Genomic DNA, 22596 nt, shown 5'->3' with positions numbered 1-22596 from the left:
GACGAACCGTGAGGTTCGTCCCCGCCTTGTCTATCCATTTTGGGGTGTATGCGAGAAAATGAGGCTAATGCCCATTTCCGGCTCCATTTTCGGGTTAATGCCCAAATCAACCCGCGATCAGGTCTTAACCGGCAAACATGGCCGCAGCCCCACTTTCAGCTTCTTCGTAACTTACAGAGGCAGCCTGCAAGGCCTGACCAATAGAATCTAAAGCCGCCTCCATCTGGGCTTGCGCCGCGCGCCAGCGAGTTGCGCAATCCGCGAAGGAGCTAGCAGCTGCCCCGGTCCAAGATCCTTGCAGAGCCTGCACTTGAGCCATCATGGCAGCGGCATCGGTGCGCAGCTGCCCGGCGATTGCTGCTGCCTGAGCGCCGGCTGCCGATACTTGCCCGGAATCTACATTGAACTGTGCCATCTTGGTTTCTCCTTAAAATAACTGATTGATTGGCTGTCGCCCTCAATCTAGAACCTGACTAGTCCTGCTAGAATCTGCACGATAATAGTTTCAGAAAACTAACTCCTTAGCCGCTCTTGGGGACAATAGAATAGCGAGGGGCAGGGTTCATAGCAGTAACCATCGGGAGATCGAAGCTCCCGGTACCCGTAATTTTGGAAGACCAGAAAGGGGATCCCTAAAACTCGGTCAGCGAATCCTCGTCGTCAGCGGAAGAATACATGGTCTCTTCTGCATCCTCATCTGGGGAGGTAGTCGGCGTTTCTTCCTCTTCAAATTCTGCTTCCTCAGATTCGGCGTGGCGATAATCTGCATTGTTAATAGCGACTTTCCGCATCGTCAAAGTGGAAAACTGGTCAGCCACATTTTCCATGGAAGAAAGGCCGTTCTCGCTATCATTACCGGCATTTTCAGCTTGCAAACGAGCGCTGCGTGCTTCCAGGTCTTTTCGCTCGGTCGCCGAAATTTTTCTTAGGGGAGTCTTTAAAGAACTCGGGTTTTCTCCCCCGTTGAGAATAGGCCGTCGCGCAACTGTGCGCGAGGATGCCCCCTTGATAACCACAGTCTCGGAAGTATCTGCGCTGCGGGTTTTTTCTTTAGTGCGAGGACGCAGGCCTGAGCGCTCTTTTCCAGCAGTATCCCCGGGGATCAATGTCGATAGCTTCGCGTATTCGCCCTCTAAATTTTGACGGGCAGCATTTTCATTGTCGCTACCCAAAGGAGAAAGAAAAATAGCATCGCGCGCCAGTAGCTTCGAGATTAGCGAGCGCCGCAGCCGGGCGTAGCGGAGTTGATCCATAGCAGCCATCTCCGCCCTCATTAGTTGGCAGTAACTGCGATAATCCTGAGGGGAGGCACCCAAATATGAAATAGCGGCATCTACAAAAACACAGGCGTCTAAATCGTCAGTAGGAGGCTGTCGCCCCTCCAACATCAAAATCAGTTCACCGACCCGAATCGCGTTTTCTTTTTGCGCCCCCAGGTGCAAGAGGCGATCCAGCGCAAAATCAGCCGAGGCGGGATAGTTTTCGTAGTTAGTCGTGTTTTTTGCGCGTGTTTGCGACTGGGTAATTACTCCGTGATACCAGGCAGCAACCGTTAATACCGCTGGCTGTTGGGAAGTGTTTGTAAAATGATCCAAACAGGTAAGTAAACGGATTAAATGATTCTTGGTATGGAATTGGCGCCCGGCTGACTGCCACATTTGCAGCAGCTTATCCGCTTCTTCACGCAATAGGGTATCGTCGGTGATCCCCAGCTCTCGCATAGCTTTGACGAATCCCGTCTGCAGCCAAGATGGTGCACCTGGCATAGCCTTCGTACCCCCGACGATTGAGTGTTGCAGTGGTTATCCTACGGCTAAAACCGCTTTAGGGAAAATACAATCAAAAACAGCCCCCGCAGCTGCGACTATTCTTCTATGTTTTTCGGCACATCGGACCCGGTGTTTCGCGTAGCTTTCTTTCCCGTGCCTTTCTTAAAAACTTTGCCGATTTTCCTACTCGGTTTTTTCTGGACGGCAGGAGGAGGCAGTGCGGGGAAAGATATTCGTATCGTTAGTCCCCCGCCGGCAGTGGGTAGCGCCTGGGCAGTTCCCCCATGCACCGCGGCGATAGCCGCCACGATCGAGAGACCCAGACCGGTGCCGCCGGTTTCTCGCGAACGCGAACCGTCACGGCGGTAAAAGCGACCAAAAATCTCCTCAAGTTCTTCTTCGGGAACCCCCTCGCCGTGATCACGTACTTCTAACACTGCCTCACCAGAGTGAATGCCAGTTAAGATTTCTACCGGTACCTGGGGATTGGTGTAGCGTTCCACATTACCGATTAGATTGGTCATCACTTGGGTTAGTTGATCGCGATCGGCTAGCACCAGAGCGCTTTCTCCCTCATCTAACTCCAAGGCGGATCCATCCAGATGGAGTAAACTGATTTCTCTCTCGGGCGAAAGTGCCGATAAATCTAAAGCTCCTGCCGCCGCTATCCGGTAAAGATCTACCGCCCCCATTTTTATTTTCCGTCCTTCGTCCAGACGCGCAAGCTTTAGTAGATCCTCTACCAGAAGTCCCATCCGGGTGGCTTCTGACTCGATCCGCCCCATAACTTCTTCCACCCGCTCGGGAGGTACCCCGCCCATTCTGTACAGTTCCCCGTATCCGCGGATAGCTGCTAAGGGGGTGCGTAACTCATGAGAAGCATCGGAAACAAACTGGCGTACTTTTTGTTCATTACGCTTTTGAGTAACAATAGTTTCTTCAATTCGCGAAAGCATGAAGTTAAGCGCAGAAGCCAGCGAAAGCACCTCTCCGGCACGCACCTGGGATAAATCAATACGTTCGTGCAGGTCACCGGAGGCGATTTTTCCGGCAACTTCCTCCATTTGCCGCAGAGGGCGCAGGGAGACTTGCACTAATACGTAGGCCAAAACCCCGCCGATCAAAATAATGATGAGCGAAGTACCCAGAACATTAATGCCGGTAGCAGTAACAGTTTGGGTAACGGTTTGCAGCGGAAGCGCCACTATTAAGGTTCCGGTGATCTTAGGGGTTTGGCCGCTACGAATTGGCAGCATAATGGCGCGCCAGGACGAGGAGGACTCGCCTGCGATCGTAAAGGGCTTTTCCCACTTGATATCGCGGGAACGCTCTGCCAACTCTAGAGCCTTAGAGTCTGGGCGTCCTCTATCTACTGCCGCCGCAGAAGAGGTAGCTTCGGCGACCTGTCCGGCGTAGTTGACTCTCACAAAATAATTGGTGGGCTGATTGCCTTGGAATGTTCCTTTATCAAGCAGATCAACTAAATCGTTAGTTTTAATCCGCGAGGCGGTAGCCTTCAGATTGGAATCTATCTGCGCGGCCAAATGCGAATGCAAGATCCCGAGCATGGCGGCACCAGTTCCGCCCAATCCGCCAGCCAGCAGTGCCATGATAACCAGCACTAAACGCCAGGTGAGCGGGATTCGTTGCCAATAGGTGCGGTGGTGCTTGCTGTCTTTTGGCGCCGGATTATCTGCAGAAAACTGCTCTGTTTTACCGGGGGATGCTGGGGTCATTAGTGCTTTCCGGTGCGAATCATGTAGCCGATGCCTCGGCGGGTGGTGATGATATCTCCACACGATCCCGGCACATCTAGCTTGCGGCGTAGATAGGAAATATACGATTCCACAATCGCCGCTTCGCCATTCCAGTCGTATTCCCACACGTGATCGAGGATTTGGGCTTTCGAAACTACTCGTCCTTCGTTAATCATCAGATAGCGCAGCAATTTGAACTCAGTAGGGGAGAGGTCGATTACTTGGCCGGCGCGTTGTACCTCATGAGCGTCCTCGTCTAAAGCAATATCGGCCACCCGGATGACCGCGTCTTCACCCGCAAGCCCCCGGGTGCGCCGCAAGATAGCGTTAATTCGCGCCACCACTTCCTCTAGCCCGAAAGGTTTGGTTACATAATCGTCCCCGCCTACGGTCAGACCCTGGACTTTATCACTCATATCGTCTTTTGCGGTCAGGAAAAGAATGGGAGTGGTGAAGCCATTTTCGCGCAGGCGGCGGGTGACAGTGAAGCCGTCCACGTCGGGCAGCATTACGTCTAATACGATTAAATCCGGATCGGTGGATTCGGCCTGTTTTATCGCTTCGGAGCCGTCAGCGGCAGTGAAAACTTCGAATCCGGTATAGCGCAAGGAAGAGGCTAGTAGATCACGGATATTAGGTTCATCGTCTACTACCAGTAGGCGAGCAGTGTCATTAGCAGTCATAGCGTGAATTATTACCAAGAAAACTGGATAATAGCTGAATGAACTCTGGCAGGTAGGTGGGTAAAAGCTTAGGGCGGGCAGGTGTTAATCTCGGCTCGCGACAGGTAGAATCAAGCCAGCAACAAAAAGATAACCTGAGGGAAATAGCGTGAATAAAGCGAAAGAACCGCTGGTAGTACATGATCGTCAAACCTTGGAGCGGGTAGAAAGAAATGCCGGAACCGTGGGGCTGGTGGTCACCCGGGGTAACTGGCATCCCGGGCATCAGGCTGCTTTTACTGAGGCCAGCGGGCGAGTAGATACCCTGGTGGCTTCGGTTTATACCGATCCGGTAGGGCCGGCCTTTGAGACTACCTCCGATATGATTAGCGCTGCCGATTTAGAGTTAGCGGCGCGCAGCGGGGTAGATATTATTTTCGCGCCCTCAACTGAGGCTTTTTATCCTTTCGGGGCGGCGCTAACGCTGTTAGATCCCGGGCAGATTATCCGGCAATATGAAGGTGCCCATCACCTAGGGCAGGCACGGGATCGCCTAACCCAATTGGTGAAAATGTTGGGTATCGTCCGTCCTCATAAAGTATTTATCGGGCAATGCGATGCCCAGTTTTTAGCGGCGGTGCGCCTGGTGGTGCGCGATTTGGATATTCCAGTGTCGGTAGAGGTAGTTCCTACTTTCCGGGATTTAGATGGACTCACTGTTTCCCAAACCACCCAGGCTCTTTCTGCTACGCAGCGCGAGGATGCTACTTGCTTCGCGAAAGCCCTTTTTGCGGGAGTGCGGGAGGCGGCGTCCTCAGGCTCGGGGGCGGCAGTTCTCGCCGCAACCCGGCAGGCTCTGGGGGAAAGCGGTGCCGAAATTGAGTATCTGGATTTGGTTGATCCGATTTCCTTTGAATCCTGGCAGGCAGATGGCCCCAGTACTGCCTGCCTTATCGCAGCGGTAAAGCTAGGTGACATCCGTTTGAGCGATAACCAGTTAGTGGTACTTTCCCGTCCTTAAACTCGGGTTTAAGCTAGCGAGATTGAACCGGTTAACCGCTCATAGCTAACATGGAATGCGTGAGTGAAGCTAATAACCAAAGTGTGCCGGAACAGATTCGTATTCGCGCTGAAAAACGTCAGCGTCTGATTGACGATGGTCGTAACCCCTATCCCATTGCAGTACCTATTACCCATACCCTTAGCCAGGTGCGGGAAGAATACCCGAACCTAGCGGCTGGGGAAGAAACTGAAGACTTTGTGGGGGTCGCCGGGAGGGTAGTGTTTTCCCGCAATACCGGTAAGCTCTGCTTCGTAACTTTGCAGCAAGGCGATGGTACTCGCCTGCAAGCGATGCTATCTGCTGCCCAAGTGGGTAAAGACTCCCTAAGCGATTACAAAGCCGATGTGGATCTGGGTGATCACCTGTTTGTTTACGGACGGGTGATCGCTTCCAAACGCGGGGAGCTTTCGGTAATGGCGCAGCCCGGAGAGGACGGACAACCCGCCTGGCAGCTCACTGCTAAATCTTTGCGTCCGCTGCCGAAAACTTTTAAGACCGAGGACGGGCAAGAGGTTTCTCTTTCTGAAGACCAGCGAGTGCGTCACCGGGAAGTAGATATGATCACCCGGGAAGCGGCTCGGGAAATGGTGCGTACCCGCGCGCAGGTGGTGGCTTCCCTGCGTGCGACCCTGAGTGGGGAAGATTTTATCGAGGTGGAAACCCCGATGTTGCAAACCCTGCACGGTGGGGCAGCTGCCCGCCCCTTCGTCACTCACATGAACGCCTATGACACTGACCTGTATTTGCGGATCGCCCCAGAACTATTCTTAAAACGTTGCCTAGTGGGCGGGATCGATCGGGTTTTTGAAATCAACCGCAATTTCCGTAACGAGGGCGCGGACTCCTCCCATTCTCCCGAGTTCACCATGCTTGAGGCTTACCAGGCATATGGGAACTATCGCCAGATTGCTGAACTTACCCGCCAGCTGGTGCAAAATGCGGCGCAGGCTGCCCTGGGAACTACCGTTGCCACTTTGCCAAACGGGGAATCCTATGACCTGGGGGGACAGTGGGAATGGATTGACCTCTACGGCTCACTATCAGAGGCGTTGGGACAAGAAATCTCTCCGCGCACTCCTCGGGAAGAATTGGTGAAACTGGCCAAGGAACGGGAGATTGAAGTCGAAAAATTCTATTCTCCCGGTAAAATCGTGGAACTGCTGTGGGAAGAGGAAGTAGGCGACGACCTCTATGCCCCCACTTTCGTAGCGGACTTCCCCGAAGACACTTCCCCACTGGTTAAATCCCATCCCGAAAAACCCGGACAGGTGCAAAAATGGGATTTGTATGTGCGCGGATTCGAGCTGGCTACCGGCTACTCGGAACTCAACGATCCGGTAATTCAGCGAGAACGTTTTGAAGCACAATCCCTAGATGCCGCTAACGGAGACCCAGAGGCTATGCAAGTAGATGAAGAGTTCTTGCAGGCAATCGAAGCGGGAATGCCGCCAGCTGGGGGCATGGGAATGGGTCTTGACCGTCTGCTGATGGCGATTACCGGTCTGGGGATTCGCGAGACTATTACTTTCCCGCTGGTAAAGCGGATTTAAATAGTCTGGTTGTGGTGGAAGTCCGCCGGCGCCCTCCGAAATTCGTATTTTAAGTAACTAGGGAAGGGGATAATGATGCCCGTAAAGACTACCCATGTGGGTTCACTGCCGCGAACTCCGCAGCTTTTAGAAGCCAATAACCTGCTGTCTGCCGGAAAAATCAGCCCGGAGCAGTTCGAAGAAATTATCGAACGCGCCTCCGCGGAAGTGGTGGCCAAGCAACGCGAAATCGGGATCGATATTGTCAACGAGGGCGAGTACGGGCACGTCACCTCGGGGGCGGTCGACTATGGTGCCTGGTGGAACTATTCTTTCTCTCGCCTGGGGGGACTTACCCAAACCGATGAGGATCGTTGGGCAAAAACCGAGGTTATTCGCTCTGAACCCGGCAATATCCGGCTCACCACCTTCACTGATCGCCGTGACCGCAACCTGTTCCGCGAAGCCTATGAAGATCCGGATTCGGGAGTTCTCGGTAACCGCAACTCCGTAGGTAACCCGGTGATTACCGGCCCGCTTAGCTATATAGGGGCTGAAGCTGCCCGCCGGGACGTAAATCTACTGCTCAAAGGGCTGCAAGCTAATGGCCTAGATGCTTCTTCCGGATTTATCGCCGCTCTTTCGCCCGGGTCTTGCGCGCGGGTAGATAACCGTTATTACCGCACCGATGAGGAAGTTGTTTGGGCATGTGCCGATGCGATGCGCCAAGAATACAAGATCATCACCGATGCCGGTCTTACGGTGCAGATCGATGATCCTTCTATCGCGGAATCCTGGGATCAGATTAATCCGGAACCTTCCTTAGAGGACTACAAAAAGTTCATCGGGGTTCGCATAGAGGCTTTGAACTGGGCATTAAAGGATATTCCTACTGAACTTACCCGTTTCCACGTGTGTTGGGGTTCTTGGCATGGGCCGCACACTACAGATATTCCCTTCGCCGATATTGTGGAGGACGTGTTGCGGGTAGATGCGAGAGGCTACACTTTCGAAGCTTCCTCCCCGCGGCACGCCCATGAATGGCGCATCTGGCACGAATACCAGTTGCCTACAGACAAGGTGCTCATCCCGGGCGTGGTGTGTCATTCTACAAATATCGTGGAGCATCCCCAGCTGGTAGCCGATAGATTGTCGCGTTTCGTGGCGGCAGTTGGCCCGGAACGGGTAATCGCTTCTACTGACTGCGGACTGGGCGGACGTCTGCATTCCTCGATCGCCTGGGCGAAACTACAGTCCCTGGTGGCTGGGGCACAGCTGGTTTAAGGCCAGGAGGGTTCCTACCTTGCTGAGGCTTTCCGGGGCGGTTAAGGATTACGCTTGGGGATCTCCCTGCGCTATCAGTGATTTCACGGGGATTGATTTTGGAGGCCGGCGAGTGGCCGAGCTATGGTTCGGTGCTCATAAAGGCGCGCAGACACTGGCGGAATCTACTCCCCTTTCGGAAGTAATCGCCGCTGATCCTGCGGGGATATTAGGGGAGGACGTTTCGGAGCGCTTTGACGTCCAGCTTCCCTTTCTGCTGAAGATAATTGCTCCCGAGCAGCCGCTATCTTTGCAAGTACATCCCGGTAAACAGCAGGCGGAGGCCGGTTTTCAAGCGGAAGAAGAAGCAGGAATTCCTCTAGATAGTCCGCGGCGAAACTATCGAGATCGTAACCATAAGCCGGAAATGATTTTCGCGCTTACCACCTTTGAGGCCTTTGCCGGGTTTCGCGCGCCTCGCCGGGCGAAAGAGGTATTAGACAATTTGAATGCGCCACTAGCACGAGAAATGCTAGAAACCTTGCGTGCCTATCCCGGTTATCGTGGTTTACGGGCAGTAGCGCGTAAACTTTTGGCGCCCTTAGATGAGGAGCGCCGAATTCAAATAGAGGCGGTAATCACCGCTTGTCAAGATCGCCTAGATCGGGGCACTTCTCCCTCACTTAGGGTAGACCGCCAGGCAGTAGCCCTCGCGCGTACCTATCCAGGTGATCCGGGAGCCGTCTTATCCTTGCTGCTTAACCCGGTTACTTTACGCGTAGGGGAGGCGTTATTTATCCCTACCGGCGCGGTGCACGCCTATGTATCAGGATTGGGGATTGAGATCATGTCTGCCTCGGATAATGTGTTGCGTGCCGGACTTACCCCTAAACATATTGATGCCGGTGAGGCCTTGCGATGTATGGATTTTCACGGCGCGCCCCCGGTGCGGATCGCTCCGGAAATGAATGGTCGGGGTACCGGGATCTACTATGCGCCAGTGGATGATTTCGAACTTTCAGTGTCCGAGATAACCGGTGGGGAATGGATTCCGATTCCCGGTTTCGGTCCGCGAATACTATTAGGGGTTTACGGTGATCTGGAAGTCGGAGTCGGCGGGGAAGTGGAAACTATCTGTACCGGTCAGGCCGTTTTTGTTTCGGCGGCTGAGGGAACAGTGCGGGTGCGAGGAAACGGAAAACTAGTGCAGGCGGGAGTGCCGTAATGGATGTCGAATCTTATTGGGATAACTCTTGGGTCAGTGACCTGTCTGGTTATTCTTCTCCTTGTCTTACCTGGTACGGGCAGGATCGCATAGAGCTATCGGGGCAGGTAGTCAATAACTGGGTAACTAAGACTCAAAATCTTTTGGCCGGTGACCTAGCCGCCGAATCTGGAGGAGTGTTGGCTCTGGGATTGGGGCTTTCCTGGCGTGATCTCCTGTGGCGAATTGCCGGGTGGGGGTTAGGGCTAACGGTGAAGAATCTGACAGCTTATGCACCTGACAGTAAAGAGCTGGCAGATCTGATTGCAGATCCGGATCTGGTTGCCTGTGCAATCAGCGACCCGGCTGCCGGCTCCGGTTTTGTGGATAGTGGAATTGAAACCTATCTTGTGAGCCTGTCTCCGCTAGCTTGGCGTTACCCGGGTGACTTGCCTGCCGGATTTCTAGACGGTAACCGGGAAGTGCTCGCCCAAGCTGATCAAATACTTTCCCCTTTACCTAGGGAAAACTTTGCACTGGCAGACACCGCTTTTCGGGTAAGTGCTGACGGGAAAGCAATAGCCGATTTTTCCCGCTGGTGTGAACAAAAGGTCCCGGGGCGCCGAATCTTAATCAAAGTAGCTGAGGATTCGACCCCGCAATCCTTGGCACTGGTTATCGGGCAGATTTGGCGTTATCAGGGCGCAGCGGTAGTCCTAGAGCCAAATTGTGGGGAAATCGAGAAGATTTCTTCTGTGGAAAATATTGCGGAATTTATTGAACTGAACTGCAGGTAGATAAGATTTCTAATCTTTAAGAAGAGCAGAAGCTACAAAAAATCTATACCATTTTTTTGGGTGACTTCCCCGAATGACACGCTTGTAGTTTATACTCTTATAGACACCTATTTTTGCGAGGAGAACAATATGTGGAACATTTTTGGCGAGGGACCCATCTCGTCTAATCCGCAATCCTGGCAAATTGGGCAGGATGACCAAGGCCCCCTCTCCTGGCAAGAACAAGCGTTATGTGCCCAAACCGACCCCGAGGCGTTTTTCCCTGAAAAAGGCGGTTCTACTCGGGAAGCGAAAGCGGTTTGTGAGCTCTGCGAGGTTCGCGATGAATGCCTCAGTTATGCCTTAGAAAATGATGAACGCTTCGGAATCTGGGGCGGTCTTTCAGAACGGGAACGGCGCAGATTGCGGCGCAATGTAGGGTAGCCCAGTGGCCTCTGCCTCTGAACCATCCGCTTCCTACCAGCATCCCAGCGTCCAGGTTTTTATTGCCACGCAGGGTCTTACTCCCTACCTGAAACAAACTTTAACAGCGCTGCGTGCGTGCCGTTACCCCATAACCTCCCTGGTGGTGGTAGATACTGCCGTTGATACTACCCTTACTCCCGCTCAGCTGCTTCCCTACGCGCCTCTGCATTATTCCCAGGTAAAAGCCCCTAACTTGGGGCAGGCAGTAACCCTTGCCCGGGCCAACAATCTGGAGGCCGTCGACTATCTGTGGATCCTGCATGATGATTCTGCCCCCGACCCGGAATGTCTGGGGCAACTCGTCCAAGCGTTCGAGAACTCGACCACCCTGGGGATCGCCGGTCCGAAAGCCCTGGATTGGGATAAACCAGAAACGCTAGCCTCGGTAGGTATCCACGCTACTCGGGGTGGCGAGCGCCTTACGCCTTTCGATCCGGGCGAAGTTGACCAGGGGCAATATGACGGTGTCAGTGATGTGCTGGCGGTAGGAACCGCGGGACTATTGATAAAAGCCCAGCTTTGGGATCGTTTGCGGGGAACTAGCCCCCTGCTAGGAAAATTTACTGAAGGATTAGAGCTGGGACGGCGTGCTCGAATGGCTGGCTACCGCGTTTGCCTGGTGCCAACAGCCCGTATATACCACGCGCAAGCCGGACTCTTCGGGCTACGCGAATATCTAGAGCCCCAAAACTCCGCTAGTCTAATTGCCGCCGATACCGGGGACGAAAATACCGCGGGGAAGCAGGCTGCAAAGTCTGCCGAAACAGGTAACCCGATAGAAACCCAAGCGGGTAAGTCCGCGGCGATAACGGAAAACCTGCCGACAGCAAAGACACCCGCAGCCCCGAAAGTGAACAGTCAGGACGCTCGACCAAAAGAGCGTATCCCAGGGGAAGAGCAAAACACCGCTGAGGATAACGAACAGCTGGAAACCGAGGAGGGCAGGCAACTATCAGACCCAGACGGTCCCGTTCCCCACCAGCCAGTTTACGTTTATGATCCGGCTCCGGTTACCCCCTTGGCTCAAAAAGCTCCCCGGGAAAAAGAAAAATCCGAGCCTGCGCGACGCGCAGATAAGTACCTCTATCGTGCCCTCACTATCAGCTCGGTGCTCCTGCCATTATGGCTTTTTTTGCTACCTCTAAAATCACTGCTGATAGCCCTATTATGGGTGCTACGCTCTGAAGGCCAGCGAGCAGCAATAGAGATCAAAGCGGCGAACCGAGTATGGGGATCGCTAGGGAAAATCCTGGCGGCGCGGCGGATTCAGCGGCGACAATCCCAGATCTCTCGGCGCGAACTTGCCCGCCTGGAAGTACCAGCTAGCAGGGTACGGGAAAACCGTCGACTGATCCGGCGGGTAGACCGCGAAAGCGGACAGGAAGTGCTCAAACTAGGGACAGTAGCCAAATCCCAGTTGGACAAGGTAACTTGGCACGCCCAAATCATCGCCTGGCTACTCGTCCTATTTTTCCTCTGCATTAGTTTATTCGGGATGCGAAATTTCCTCGGGGGAATGCACGGAGGATTCTGGAGCGTTCTGCCCGGAAGCTGGCATGACTTTTGGGTATTGGCAACCAATTCTTGGCGTACCTTTTCTACGGGGACAAATGGCCTCCCGGATCCGATTGCCTATCCGCTGCTGGTTATCACCGCACCTTTCGCGATTTTCGGTATCGCTCCCACCACTGTATTGCGTTGGCTAATGATTTTGTCTCCCCTGGGAGCTGGAATGGGTGCCTGGATGGCATCGGCCGCACTGACGCGAGTAAATTCTGTGCGTGTCCTAATCGCTCTCAGCTGGGGGGCAGCGCTCCCGTTCTTGGTTTCTGTGCAGGCAGGAAATCTTTATGCTGTCCTCGGTCATGTTTTCCTTCCTGCGGCAGTAGGGGGAATTGTTTCGTTTTTTGAGCTGCGCCGTCCCTACCGGCTGGCGGGAGTGCTGGGCACAGAGACTTATCTACCAAACTATTCGCGCCGCAGCGCCGCCGGCCTCGCCGCGCTGTCTTTAGTGGTGGTGAGCGCCGCCGCCCCCTGGCTGTGGCTAGTGGCGTTAGCTTTCGTCTTGGCCTGCGCCCTGAGTGTCACGGTGAAGAAGCATTTATCCTGGCGGCGTAGCTGCGCGTACCTGGGAGGCGGACTAGCTATACTGGTACCGGCCTTGGTAACTCTATTACCGTCTTTTATTTGGGCACTACGCACCCATAGCCTGCGAGCCTACCTGTTCCTGACGCCCTCGGCCGCTACCCCAATAGCAATGCGCTCTCAGTTACACCTCTGGGGGCAAACCCTATCCGGCGTTCCTTTATACTTTGGAATAGCTGCTCTCGCCTGCGTGACAATAGCCGCTGCCGGAGCTTTATTTACCGGACGAGAGTTACTCGCCACCCGGATAGCGTGGCTATTTAGCCTGGCAAGCCTCGTGATCGGAATGTTTGCGCTGACACAAACGGTGGCTCCCGGACAATGCCCCTGGCTGCTTTCGGTATTTTCGGTAGCGCTCATGGGACTACTGGTGGCCACCGCGCTGGGATGGAGCGCAATCCAGCCTCCCAAACGGCTCCGTTACCTGCTGGCAAGCCTAGTTACAGTGGCGCTGGTGCTCCCTCTGGCTACCATAGCTACCTGGGCTCTACCCTCAGCGAATACTCCCTTGAAGGCAGGTTCTGACCGCTCACCAGTGGCTTTTTCGATTTTATCGGCATCGGAAAAACGAACCCGGATGCTGCTGCTAGATAAAGAGGGGGATCGCTACCAGGTGGCGATGCGCCGGGAAGCCGGACCGGGACTATTGGCCACCAACTGGCAAATTCGAACCCAATCACCTGGCCAACATGCTACCCCCGAAAGTGGGGTGCTGGCGGCGCTAATAGCGGGAAATGATCGCCAAGCTGCAACCGAGTGTGCAGATTTAGCGGTAGAACAGTTGTTGATTACTAAGCAGGCCGCCGCTGACGGACTGGACTCCAAACTCATCTCTTCCAGCTATTTTCATCCGGTATCTACCAATGATGAATACAGCGTGTGGCGCCTGGACACTTCCAGTTTCGTTCCTGCTCGCTCAGATGCACGCGTGAGAATTAGTAACGGCAAACGTCAAGAAACGGTTCCAGCAGGAGTGCTAAATGCCCAGAAATCTCTCGCTGCCTCCCCGAAGGAACGTGAGCTTTTGCTGGCAGAATCAGCTTCACCGGCCTGGAAAGCCCAAATAGCTGGCCAGGATCTTCAGGCTCGATCTGGCGGAGGGCTGCAAAGCTTTACGATTCCGGCCGGTGTTTCCGGAAATCTCCAAGTGTACTTCGCTAGTCCTGGACGTTATCTGGTGATCGGGCTATTCCTGCTGGTTTACCTAGGTGCTGCAGACACCTGCCTGCCTTTGGGGGACAGGAGGAAACAAAAATGAAAAAACCCGCCTATAAATCTTGGCTTTCCCTGTTCTCGGCGCTAGCGATTCTGCTAGCTGCCGTGGCTCTTGCCTTGGTGATTCCCAAAACGCTTCTCGCCACCTCTAGCCCTAAAAATAGTGGCCGCGAAGTGGCAGTTCCGGCAGGAATCCAACAAGTTGTATGCCCGGGTTTGCCCGGGGAGGGCGCGACGGCTTGGGTGGAAGGGATCTCGGAAGCGGGATCCGCGCCACTAACCGATGCATCCGGGAACGCGCTGGCAAAGGAAAGTGCTCACTCAGTGGGAAAATCTGGGTTGACGCTAAAGGTAAAACCAGTAGCAGGTAAAAATGCGGCTGCCTTGGGATACGTTAGCAGTAGCGGGAAAGAGGGCGAGAACGGATTTTTCGCCGGCGTGTGCGCTGCCCCCACTAATCGCGCCTATTTTTTGACTCCCGGCACTACCACCGGCAATGCCTCTACTTTGCATTTGGTTAACCCGTCTGGAGCGCCCCTTACTGCGCGGATCCAGATTTGGACTGAACAGGGTCCTTTGGCAACTAAAGTCACGCAAAAAATCCCTGCCCGCGCTAGTAGTTCTCTGGTTTTAGATGGGCAAGCTCCGGGGTATAACCGGCTCGGGGTACTAGTGGAGGCCGAGGGGAAAGGGGTGCGCTCTTGGGTGAGTTCCACTTTGGCAACTGGAGCCCAAAAGGCTGGCGCAGTGCATTCGCCCGCTCTAGCCACCCCTTCCCATGAAGTGCTGATTCCGGCAGCTAAAATTACTGGTAAATCCAGTTTACGGGTGCTTAATCCCAGTAGGGAAGTGGCGACCTTGCAGGTATCGTTACTGGATACATCAGGGGAAACCCCGGTGTCCGCCCCCAAAAAGTTGCAGGTGTCAACAGGCGCGGTTTTCGATATTCCCTTGGGGGGAGTAAAAGACGGCCTGGCTGCGGTCAAGGTTAAATCAGATCAACCGGTAGTGGCAGCGGTCTTCGCGCAGGAGATCTTCGCTGCCCATAACACTTTGGCAGTGTATCCCTCAGTGCCAACCAACACTTCGGGAGCAGCTCTGAGTAATCAACAGGCGACGCATCTCGCTTTCGACAGCGCAAAAGAACAAAAAATTGTTTTATCTTCTGCCGGGAAAACCAAGGAGGTAGCGGTAAAACCGGGCGCCTTAACCTTAGTGAAAATACCTGAGGGTGTTTGGCAATGGCAAAGTGAAACTGCGCTGCACGCCGGTCAGCTGGTGGGAGATCCTGCCGGAACTTTCAGAACTATTGGGGTCGGAAAAGCAGTTCGCGAAATAGCCGCGATTACGGTAAAAACTAACCCCTAAGCCGCTATAACGGATAATAATCGGGTAAACCAAGAATAAAAGTTATCCCAAAATGTATTATTTAAAGAATTCTTGCGCTAATAACTAGAAGTATCCGGGAAAAACATCTTCGGGTAAACACCCAATTTCCGTACTGAGATGTTCCGCAAGCACTGCTTTAACTGCCTGTTCTAATTCCTGGGCGCTGCGGCAGCGCCACTGTATAGGCAAGCGGTAAACCACAATTCGAGTAGCCAGCTTCCCGCCCTTATCTGCGGGAAATAACCGTCCTAACACAGCCTGTGGCGACTCCCAGTCAGCCGGATCCGAGGGAGGAATATCTTCCACCCCAAATTCGATACGGTTTACTACCTCATGCTTGCGGGCAGCCTGGGTAGCCAAATCCACTACCAGCTGATCAAATTTTTCCCGCCGCGTCTTCCAAGCTGGGATCATCGGCAAGAGAGTCACTCCTCGCGCTCCGCGCCCATGGCGATCTCGCCTATTTCGTGTCAAACCCCTCACGAGAACGCACCTTACCGCGAGTTAGACTTGGGTTTTATTTCCCGCGCCGCTAACGTGCAATTGTGCGGGTAACTAGATCTTGTTCAAAAAATGGCTGCAACCAGGTGGCAGCCGCTACTTTAACCTATGTGTATAAGGATTCCACTGCTGTCCTCGGCCCCCTTGCTACCCAGGCAGAACCGCACGCCTATGATCTTTGTGCCGAACACGCAAATAATTTGACCGCTCCTCGGGGTTGGCAGGTCGTTCGGTTAGCCAGTGAGTTTACTCCTGCCGAGCCCAGTGATGATGATTTAGAGGCCTTGGCAAATGTGGTGCGGGAAGCTTCTAAGCGTCGGCATCTTCCCACTGCGAAAGTAAATAAGAACTGGGATGGGCGGCTGAGCCCCGAAGCCACCAGTGGAGGCAGCGGACATGTGGGACACGAGTACGATGCGAGCGTTAAACAGGGGCTGACTGCGGGGCGTCGGAGAGTGCAAGAGCAGCGCCGTGGCCATTTACGCCTCCTACCGGGAGGATTGCCGGATTAGCGCAGGGAATAGGTCAGATATAGATTTTACTGATCGAGCCTATAAATAAAGCAACCGCCTAACAATAGCGCAAAAAAACGTATCGGCGTGGCACAATAGATTTCATGACCGTGAAAATTTTGGTAGTGGACGACGATGAGGCACTTGCGGAGATGGTGGGCATTGTGATGTCAACCGAGGGTTATAAGTCTGTGTTTTGTCATCACGGTGATGAGGCTTTCGATATTTTTCAGGAAAGCCAACCGGATTTGGTGTTGTTAGACGTGATGTTGCCTGGCAAAGACGGAGTGGAAATCTGCCGGCAGATTCGCGCCGTATCCGATCTGCCGATCATCATGCTAACCGCTAAATCAGACACTGCTGATGTGGTGGCAGGGCTAGAAGCGGGAGCAGATGACTATATCCCCAAACCTTTTAAGCCCAAAGAACTGGTAGCCAGGATTAAAGCGCGGTTGCGGGGACGCACTAGCGAAGGTCAGGACGAGGATGTAGATCTGGGAGATCTTCATATAAACGTGGTGGCTCACGAAGTTTTCCGTGGCAATGAACGTATCGATCTGACTCCTTTAGAGTTCGACTTATTGCTAACCTTGGCGCGCTCGCCGTGGAAAGCTTTTAGCCGGGAAGAATTATTAGAAGATATTTGGGGATACCGGCATGCTAATACGGATACTCGTTTGGTGAATGTGCACGTGCAGCGGCTGCGAGCCAAGATTGAAGAAGACCCGGAACACCCCAAGATTGTGCGCACCGTGCGGGGAGTTGGCTACCGTGCTGGAGGCAACTAGGCGGCTATGAGCAGCCAACCCCCAGCCCAGGAGGCAGTGCTTAAAGAAATATCCGGCAGCTTTTGGGGATTGCTGCGGGAAAAACAATGGCGATCGGCTTTTAGCTGTCTGGGAAACCAAATTGCGAACTGGCCGATAGTGAATTTTTTTCTGTCTTCGATTTCTGCGCGACTAACCGCGCTGATGGCTTTAGCCACCGCGATGATGATGGTTATCTTGATTGTTTCCGTAACTTCGCATGTGTCTAATGGGATTTTTCAAAAACGTTTAAATATTGTGCTGCAAGATGCATCTTTGCGCACAGAAAGCTTGCAATCTGCTTTTGACGCTACGGTCACCGATTCCGTCAGTGGCGTACAAGATACGGCCTATACCTTAATGTCGGATCAACGAGATGCCTTGACAGGTGCAGGTGGGGTAGGGGCGATGCTGCTGCGGGATCCCAAAGAGACTCGCCCCCTAGCGATCAACGAAATTATTGACCCGGAACAACGCGCTTTAATCACTGCGCAGCTACGGAAAGCGGTTGAGCAAAAGAATGGACTCCACTGGCAATCAGTGTCTTTGAAAAACTCGCAAGAGCAGAAAATCCCCGGTATCATCGTGGGTTCGCGAGTATATCTACCTTTGGCGGGCAGCTACGAATTCTATATGGTCTATTCCTTAGCCTATGAGCAACAAACCATTTATATGGTAAACCAGGTACTAATTTTTGGAACAGTGGTGCTGCTCGGGGTGTTAACAGTCCTGATGGCGGCAGTTTCTTATTCGACTATGGCGCCTGCGCGGCGAGCAGCAAAAGCAGCACGCAAAGTCTCGGCCGGTAATCTGCAGATTCATCTGCCGGTACGCGGTAGCGATGAGTTAGCGCAGCTATCCCAAGCGTTAAACGATATGGCCAGTTATCTGCGAGAACAGATCAGCGACTACGAAGAGCTGGCAACTTTACAGCAGCGATTTGTATCTGATGTTTCCCACGAGCTGCGTACCCCGCTAGCCACTATTAGGATGGCTTCAGATTTGATTTATGATGAACGCGACCAGCTTTCGCCGACTAATGCCCGCTCCGCCACGATTCTGCACCGTCAAGTTGACCGTTTCGACAAGATGTTGGCGGATCTCATTGAGATTTCCCGAATTGATGCCTCCGTGGCCAAGCTTTCATTATCCGAGGTAAATCTAGGTTCTTTAGCAGGCGGAATTCTAGAGTCTAATCGAACTCTGGCAGAAAACATGGGAGTAGAGGTAGTTTTAGAAACCTACGGAGATACCGTGGCGCAGGTGGATGAAACTCGGATCAGCCGAATTGCTCAAAATTTGCTGGTGAACGCGATAGAGTTTGCGGAAGGTAAACCAGTGAAGGTTACAGTCGCCGGTTCAAAAACCGCAGTGGCTTTGCAGATCCGTGATCACGGTGCCGGTATGACTGACGCGGTTGCACAACATGTTTTTGACCGTTTTTATCGGGCGGATCCTTCCCGCAAACGTACCACTGGCGGTACCGGTCTGGGGCTCGCGATTTCTGCCGAGGACGCTGCTTTGCATTCCGGATTACTCACGGTTTTGTCCTGCCCCCAGCAAGGTTCTGCTTTTACTCTGTTATTGCCCCGCCAGCAGGGAGAAGAAATTGAGGATTTGCCAGAACAGGTTGAAAACCAGGATTTGATTACCGCTCGCTCCCAGTGGGCTATTAACCATCCAGAAGACATTATTTTGTCGGAGGATCTAGAGGATACTGCTTTGCAAGTGCGGCAATTGGAGACTAGTGAAAGCGCTCAGCAGGAAATCCCCGTGAGCGCAGCAGACAGCCTACCCCGAATGCCGGCCGAGCTGGGTGCCGATATGAAAGAATCCACTGCCGCTCAGCCATTGCCCCGCATGCCAGCGCCCGACACGGTGATTGATGTTCAAGAACGGATAAAGAATCTGGAAGGTGACGACGCTGCGCAAACCAGCCGGCATGGAAAGGGTGAGACTCAATGAACTGGTTTAGTCGTGAGCTTCGATATCAGAAAAAGCAACTGTTGCGGAGGTGGCGAAAAGAATCGCCCGTGCCCTTAGTAAAGTCTGCTGCGTCCTCGAAAACCTCAAGAAATGAGAAAATCTGCGGGAGGAAGCGGCTTCGCTTAGGGATCCTGTCCACCTTTCTAGCTTTCAGTTTGGCGGCTTGCGTATCCCTGCCTGACTCTGGACCGGTGCATGAAGGCGAAGTGAATCCGGATTCTCGTAACCCGCTCGCCCAGCTGGCTACGGGACCGATTGATGGATCAACTCCCGAGAAACTAATTGCGGATTTCCAACAGGCCTGTGCAGCAGGTACTTACGATGATTTTGGAATTGCTAAACAGTTCCTAACCTCTGGTACTCGTCGCAAATGGCAACCGAAAACTCAAGTAACAGTGCTGAAACCTAAGACGGAACTAAAAATAGTTTTTTCTGATGGAGCGAAGATTGCTACCGGAAGTGGACAACCGGTATTGCGGGTCAACAAAGTGGGAATGAGGCAGAGTTTCCGGCAAGAGGAAACCCTTAAATACGAGTTGGCGAAAGAACATGGCCAGTGGCGGATCAGTTCGCTGCCTGACGGAGTGGTGCTAACCAATACGGCGTTTAAAAATGCTTATTCGAAACGCAACGTTTACTACTGGTCAAGCGATAATCGCTTTTTAATTCCAGATCCTCGGTGGGTGCCACGTAAAAGCATTGCTCAATACCTATTGACGGCACTATTTTCTGCCCCTACCAGTGATCTTGAGGGTGCGGTCAGTGTGGTAGAACCGATCACCAAGATTCCTTCTAACTTGGTTACTATGCAAGGACGTAAAGCGATGGTTGAACTCCCTGACACTTTGCGATTACGTTCTGAAACGGAAATGACAAGGGTGTATCAGCAGGTAAATGCCACTTTGTTGGGGATTGCCGGGATTGATGAGGTTACAGTTTCGCAAAACGGTAAAGCTCTACCGGATCCTGCTGAGCAGTCAACCCCGGTAAAGAAGCAGATGATGCTGGGGGTTAAGAATGGGGCGGTAGTCGAGGAATCCGATACCCGCTCCGGGGTATTTACAACGGCACAAGACTTGGGCGGGGAAATTACTTGGCCTACTCCCGGGCCTGTCGGCACTGATTTCCAGGTTGCGATTCGTGGGGGTAAGGAACTGGTACGCTTGCAACGCGGAAAAGCCCCCCAGGTCCTTTACCGAGGCGAGAATCTGCGGGTTCCGCAAGTTGACCCTTGGGGCTGGGCATGGACTGGGGATGCTTCCAAACCAGGGGATATGGTGGCAGTAAATAGCCATTTCCAGGTGGCGAGAGTGAAAATCCCTGAGGGTGAAAACTGGAGAATCCCGTTCTTTGCGCTTAGTGCTCCCGGGGTGCGCGGCCTAATCGTATGGCAGGTGGGCTACAGTTTCCAAGGCAATATGGTAACTGTGATCCGCGGGGAAGATGGTACCCCTATCCAACTCAAAGTGGGCAACCTAGGTACCGATATCTTGTCTGACGTAACTTCGGCTGCTTGGATTGATTCGGGCCAGGTAGCAGTTCTGCAACCGGCAGACACCCCGAAAATACAGGTTCTGGCGGTGAACTCGTATGATGAAACCTTTGAGGCGGCGCCGAAGTCTCAATACTTGGTGCCTAATCCTTTCGACGGGAATGTGCAGGTAGTTAACGAGCTAGGAACCCGGCTAGGACATATTCAACAGTCGTGGCGAGTACTCGGAAATGGGGTTTCTTATCCCGCGTTTTCAGCAAGCAGTTAACGTCCCCATCCGGTCGCTTCTGATTTCAGATTTTTTAGCTTTGATGGTTTGAGGTGCTTTGGTTACCAAGATAAATCACTCTCGGTTTTCCTGAGAGAATTATTTTTGAAAACAGCACTGCAGCTGGCGACAGCAAGCTGTACCTATGGCAGACCATCTTTATTCCAACCATCCTCCAAAGTTAGCTACCCTAGCCGGAGCACAGGTAGCTAAAACCTATCGGTATTTTTCTACCCTGATATTTCCGGAAAGCTGCCCCAGCTGTGGGCAATTGGATACCCGGTTATGTGATCGGTGTAGAGGGAGGTTTTTGCGCCCTCCCATAAGAGTTAGTGCAGCTATTCCCCTCGATGCAGATGTAAATGAGATTTGGACTCTCAGTACTTACCGAGGCTCAGCTCGTAAAGTTGTGTTGGCGATGAAACACTCGCGATCTCCTTACTATCAAGAGCTTCCATTCTTTTTTGGAGCGGCAGCCGGTAAGAGCCTGGCTGCCAGTTTTCGGCGGCCGGTCATAGTGTGTCCGGTGCCTTCAACCTTTCGGTTTGGTAAAACTGCGATCTCGTCTACCGCTGGCAGGTTGGCTGCCGGCATTACCTCCTGTTTGGAGGCCGAAGGAGTAGCCGTCAGGTTATCGGGCTTGCTAGAACTCAAACCAGGTAGTAAAAAACAGGCGGGGCGCAGCTTTGAAGAGCGGATTCGCGGCCGGGTAGGAAGTATGCGGCTAGCAGTGGGGACAGATTTAGATTTCAGTAAGGAAGTGCTGCTAGTCGACGACGTGATTACCACCGGAGCGACCATTCGGGAGGCAGCCCGGGTAATAAATGGGAAACAAGCACAGGTGAAAGCAGTGTTCTCATTGAGCGTAGCGGAAGGCAGCCTCAAAACCCCTTAATAATTCCCGGTAATGCGGTAAAATTTTGGTACTTGAAAAGCCCAAAGATGGGCGAAAGGGGGGTGGTAGCTGCAATCACCGCGACCGGAATGATCCGGCTCGCATCGATTCGGGATCTTCGATCCCCATACTGTGCCCTGGAGGACACCAATGGAAATTATCGTTGAAGCACGAAACGCTGAAATCCACCCCAATTTCCGCCAATATGCCGAGGAAAAAGTCGCTAAGGTTGAACAGTTCTATCCGCGTGTACAGCGGGTAAACGTGGAACTCACTCACGAACCAAATCAGCGGCAAGCAGATACTTCCGAGAAAGTGGAACTGACAGTTTTCGGAAAGGGGCCGATTATTCGCGCAGAAGCCAGTTCTTCTGACCGTTATGCCTCAGTAGATATTGCTTGTGGCAAACTATATGAACGTTTGCGTCGCGCCCGTGATCGGGCTAAGGATCATCGCCGCCACCGGGATTTGCACCGCCAAGAAGAGCCTTTAAAGATTGAGGAACTTAATTTGAAAGATGCGGCGAAGGCGGTCACCCCGAAAGATGATGAGTTTTCCCCCGATATTGCGCGAGAGAGGAAAATCGGGGTACCTGATGAAAGCCAATTAGGGGATTCTCCAGTGGTTGTGCGGCAAAAACTGCACGAAGCATCAGTGATGACTGTTAGTGAGGCGCTCTACCAAATGGAACTGGTGGGACATCCCTTCTTCGTGTTTATCGATTCCGAAACCATGCAACCGTGCGCGGTTTATCACCGTCGTGGCTGGACCTATGGGGTTATTCGCCTGGATGCCACCGCGACTCCTCGGGAGAAATAGTCGCCATAGTTGCCGATTATTTGCCACTAGTGACTTCCAACTAGTTGGAACAGTTAGTT

General features: G+C 53.1%; 19 protein-coding genes. 14 read left to right on the top strand and 5 right to left on the bottom strand.

Going from position 1 to position 22596, the window contains the following annotated elements:
- Window positions 1–124 precede the first annotated feature (124 nt).
- The 4 genes from E6072_RS07325 to E6072_RS07310 form a co-directional block, all read right to left on the bottom strand.
- Window positions 125–415, bottom strand: a complete 291-nt coding sequence (locus E6072_RS07325; RefSeq protein WP_024059522.1) for a WXG100 family type VII secretion target — start codon at window positions 413–415, stop codon at window positions 125–127.
- A gap of 217 nt (window positions 416–632) precedes the next feature.
- Window positions 633–1766 (bottom strand): hypothetical protein, encoded by a 1134-nt coding sequence (locus E6072_RS07320; RefSeq protein WP_316694778.1) that lies wholly within the window; start codon window positions 1764–1766, stop codon window positions 633–635.
- Window positions 1767–1864: 98 nt separating this feature from the next.
- Window positions 1865–3505 (bottom strand): HAMP domain-containing sensor histidine kinase, encoded by a 1641-nt coding sequence (locus tag E6072_RS07315; protein ID WP_316694777.1) that lies wholly within the window; start codon window positions 3503–3505, stop codon window positions 1865–1867.
- A complete protein-coding gene (locus tag E6072_RS07310; RefSeq protein WP_307738412.1) occupies window positions 3505–4209 on the bottom strand; it encodes a response regulator in 705 nt (234 codons plus the stop codon). Before E6072_RS07310 ends, E6072_RS07315 begins: the two co-directional genes overlap by 1 nt.
- Before the next feature lie 148 nt (window positions 4210–4357).
- Here E6072_RS07310 and E6072_RS07305 point away from each other — a divergent pair, with 148 nt between their 5' ends.
- From E6072_RS07305 to E6072_RS07270, 8 genes are all read left to right on the top strand, one after another.
- Window positions 4358–5209 (top strand): pantoate--beta-alanine ligase, encoded by an 852-nt coding sequence (locus E6072_RS07305; protein WP_307738411.1) that lies wholly within the window; start codon window positions 4358–4360, stop codon window positions 5207–5209.
- Window positions 5210–5259: 50 nt separating this feature from the next.
- Complete coding sequence (lysS, locus tag E6072_RS07300; protein ID WP_316694776.1) at window positions 5260–6801, top strand: lysine--tRNA ligase; 1542 nt, start codon at window positions 5260–5262, stop codon at window positions 6799–6801.
- A 75-nt stretch (window positions 6802–6876) separates the two neighbouring features.
- On the top strand, window positions 6877–8064 hold the full coding sequence (locus E6072_RS07295; protein WP_307738409.1) for a cobalamin-independent methionine synthase II family protein: 1188 nt from the start codon (window positions 6877–6879) through the stop codon (window positions 8062–8064).
- Between the two features lie 19 nt (window positions 8065–8083).
- The gene (gene manA / locus E6072_RS07290; protein ID WP_307738408.1) at window positions 8084–9268 is read left to right on the top strand and encodes a mannose-6-phosphate isomerase, class I; all 1185 of its coding nucleotides are present in this window, start codon (window positions 8084–8086) and stop codon (window positions 9266–9268) included.
- Window positions 9268–10044 carry a TIGR03089 family protein gene (locus tag E6072_RS07285; protein WP_316694773.1) on the top strand — a complete coding sequence of 259 codons (777 nt, stop codon included), beginning with the start codon at window positions 9268–9270 and terminating at the stop codon, window positions 10042–10044. The genes manA and E6072_RS07285 overlap by 1 nt, the downstream gene beginning before the upstream one ends.
- A gap of 129 nt (window positions 10045–10173) precedes the next feature.
- Entirely contained in the window at window positions 10174–10467 is a 294-nt protein-coding gene (locus E6072_RS07280) for a WhiB family transcriptional regulator (protein ID WP_022864340.1), read from the top strand.
- A gap of 4 nt (window positions 10468–10471) precedes the next feature.
- Complete coding sequence (locus E6072_RS07275) at window positions 10472–13912, top strand: glycosyltransferase (protein ID WP_316694770.1); 3441 nt, start codon at window positions 10472–10474, stop codon at window positions 13910–13912.
- Window positions 13909–15237 carry a DUF5719 family protein gene (locus tag E6072_RS07270; protein WP_316694768.1) on the top strand — a complete coding sequence of 443 codons (1329 nt, stop codon included), beginning with the start codon at window positions 13909–13911 and terminating at the stop codon, window positions 15235–15237. Before E6072_RS07275 ends, E6072_RS07270 begins: the two co-directional genes overlap by 4 nt.
- Before the next feature lie 84 nt (window positions 15238–15321).
- Here E6072_RS07270 and E6072_RS07265 read toward each other — a convergent pair whose 3' ends face one another.
- Window positions 15322–15672, bottom strand: a complete 351-nt coding sequence (locus tag E6072_RS07265) for a metallopeptidase family protein (protein ID WP_307738004.1) — start codon at window positions 15670–15672, stop codon at window positions 15322–15324.
- Window positions 15673–15803: 131 nt separating this feature from the next.
- Between E6072_RS07265 and E6072_RS07260 the strand changes: the two genes are divergently transcribed.
- From E6072_RS07260 to hpf, 6 genes are all read left to right on the top strand, one after another.
- A complete protein-coding gene (locus tag E6072_RS07260) occupies window positions 15804–16271 on the top strand; it encodes a DUF3499 family protein (protein WP_307737986.1) in 468 nt (155 codons plus the stop codon).
- Between the two features lie 104 nt (window positions 16272–16375).
- Window positions 16376–17059 (top strand): MtrAB system response regulator MtrA, encoded by a 684-nt coding sequence (gene mtrA / locus E6072_RS07255; RefSeq protein WP_316694765.1) that lies wholly within the window; start codon window positions 16376–16378, stop codon window positions 17057–17059.
- 6 nt (window positions 17060–17065) lie between these two features.
- Window positions 17066–19042, top strand: a complete 1977-nt coding sequence (mtrB, locus tag E6072_RS07250) for an MtrAB system histidine kinase MtrB (protein WP_316694764.1) — start codon at window positions 17066–17068, stop codon at window positions 19040–19042.
- 212 nt (window positions 19043–19254) lie between these two features.
- Window positions 19255–20823: an LpqB family beta-propeller domain-containing protein gene (locus E6072_RS07245; RefSeq protein WP_316694762.1), complete on the top strand. Its 1569-nt coding sequence runs from the start codon at window positions 19255–19257 to the stop codon at window positions 20821–20823.
- A 418-nt stretch (window positions 20824–21241) separates the two neighbouring features.
- Window positions 21242–21718, top strand: coding sequence for a hypothetical protein (locus E6072_RS07240; RefSeq protein WP_316694760.1), 477 nt, complete (start codon window positions 21242–21244; stop codon window positions 21716–21718).
- A gap of 150 nt (window positions 21719–21868) precedes the next feature.
- Window positions 21869–22537 (top strand): ribosome hibernation-promoting factor, HPF/YfiA family, encoded by a 669-nt coding sequence (hpf, locus tag E6072_RS07235; RefSeq protein WP_307737991.1) that lies wholly within the window; start codon window positions 21869–21871, stop codon window positions 22535–22537.
- The last annotated feature ends 59 nt before the right edge of the window (window positions 22538–22596 follow it).

Source organism: Varibaculum cambriense, from assembly GCF_032557235.1.
GTDB lineage: Bacteria > Actinomycetota > Actinomycetes > Actinomycetales > Actinomycetaceae > Varibaculum > Varibaculum cambriense_C.
The sequence above is the reverse complement of the archived record's forward strand: the minus strand, read 5'-3'. Positions and strand labels throughout refer to the sequence as shown.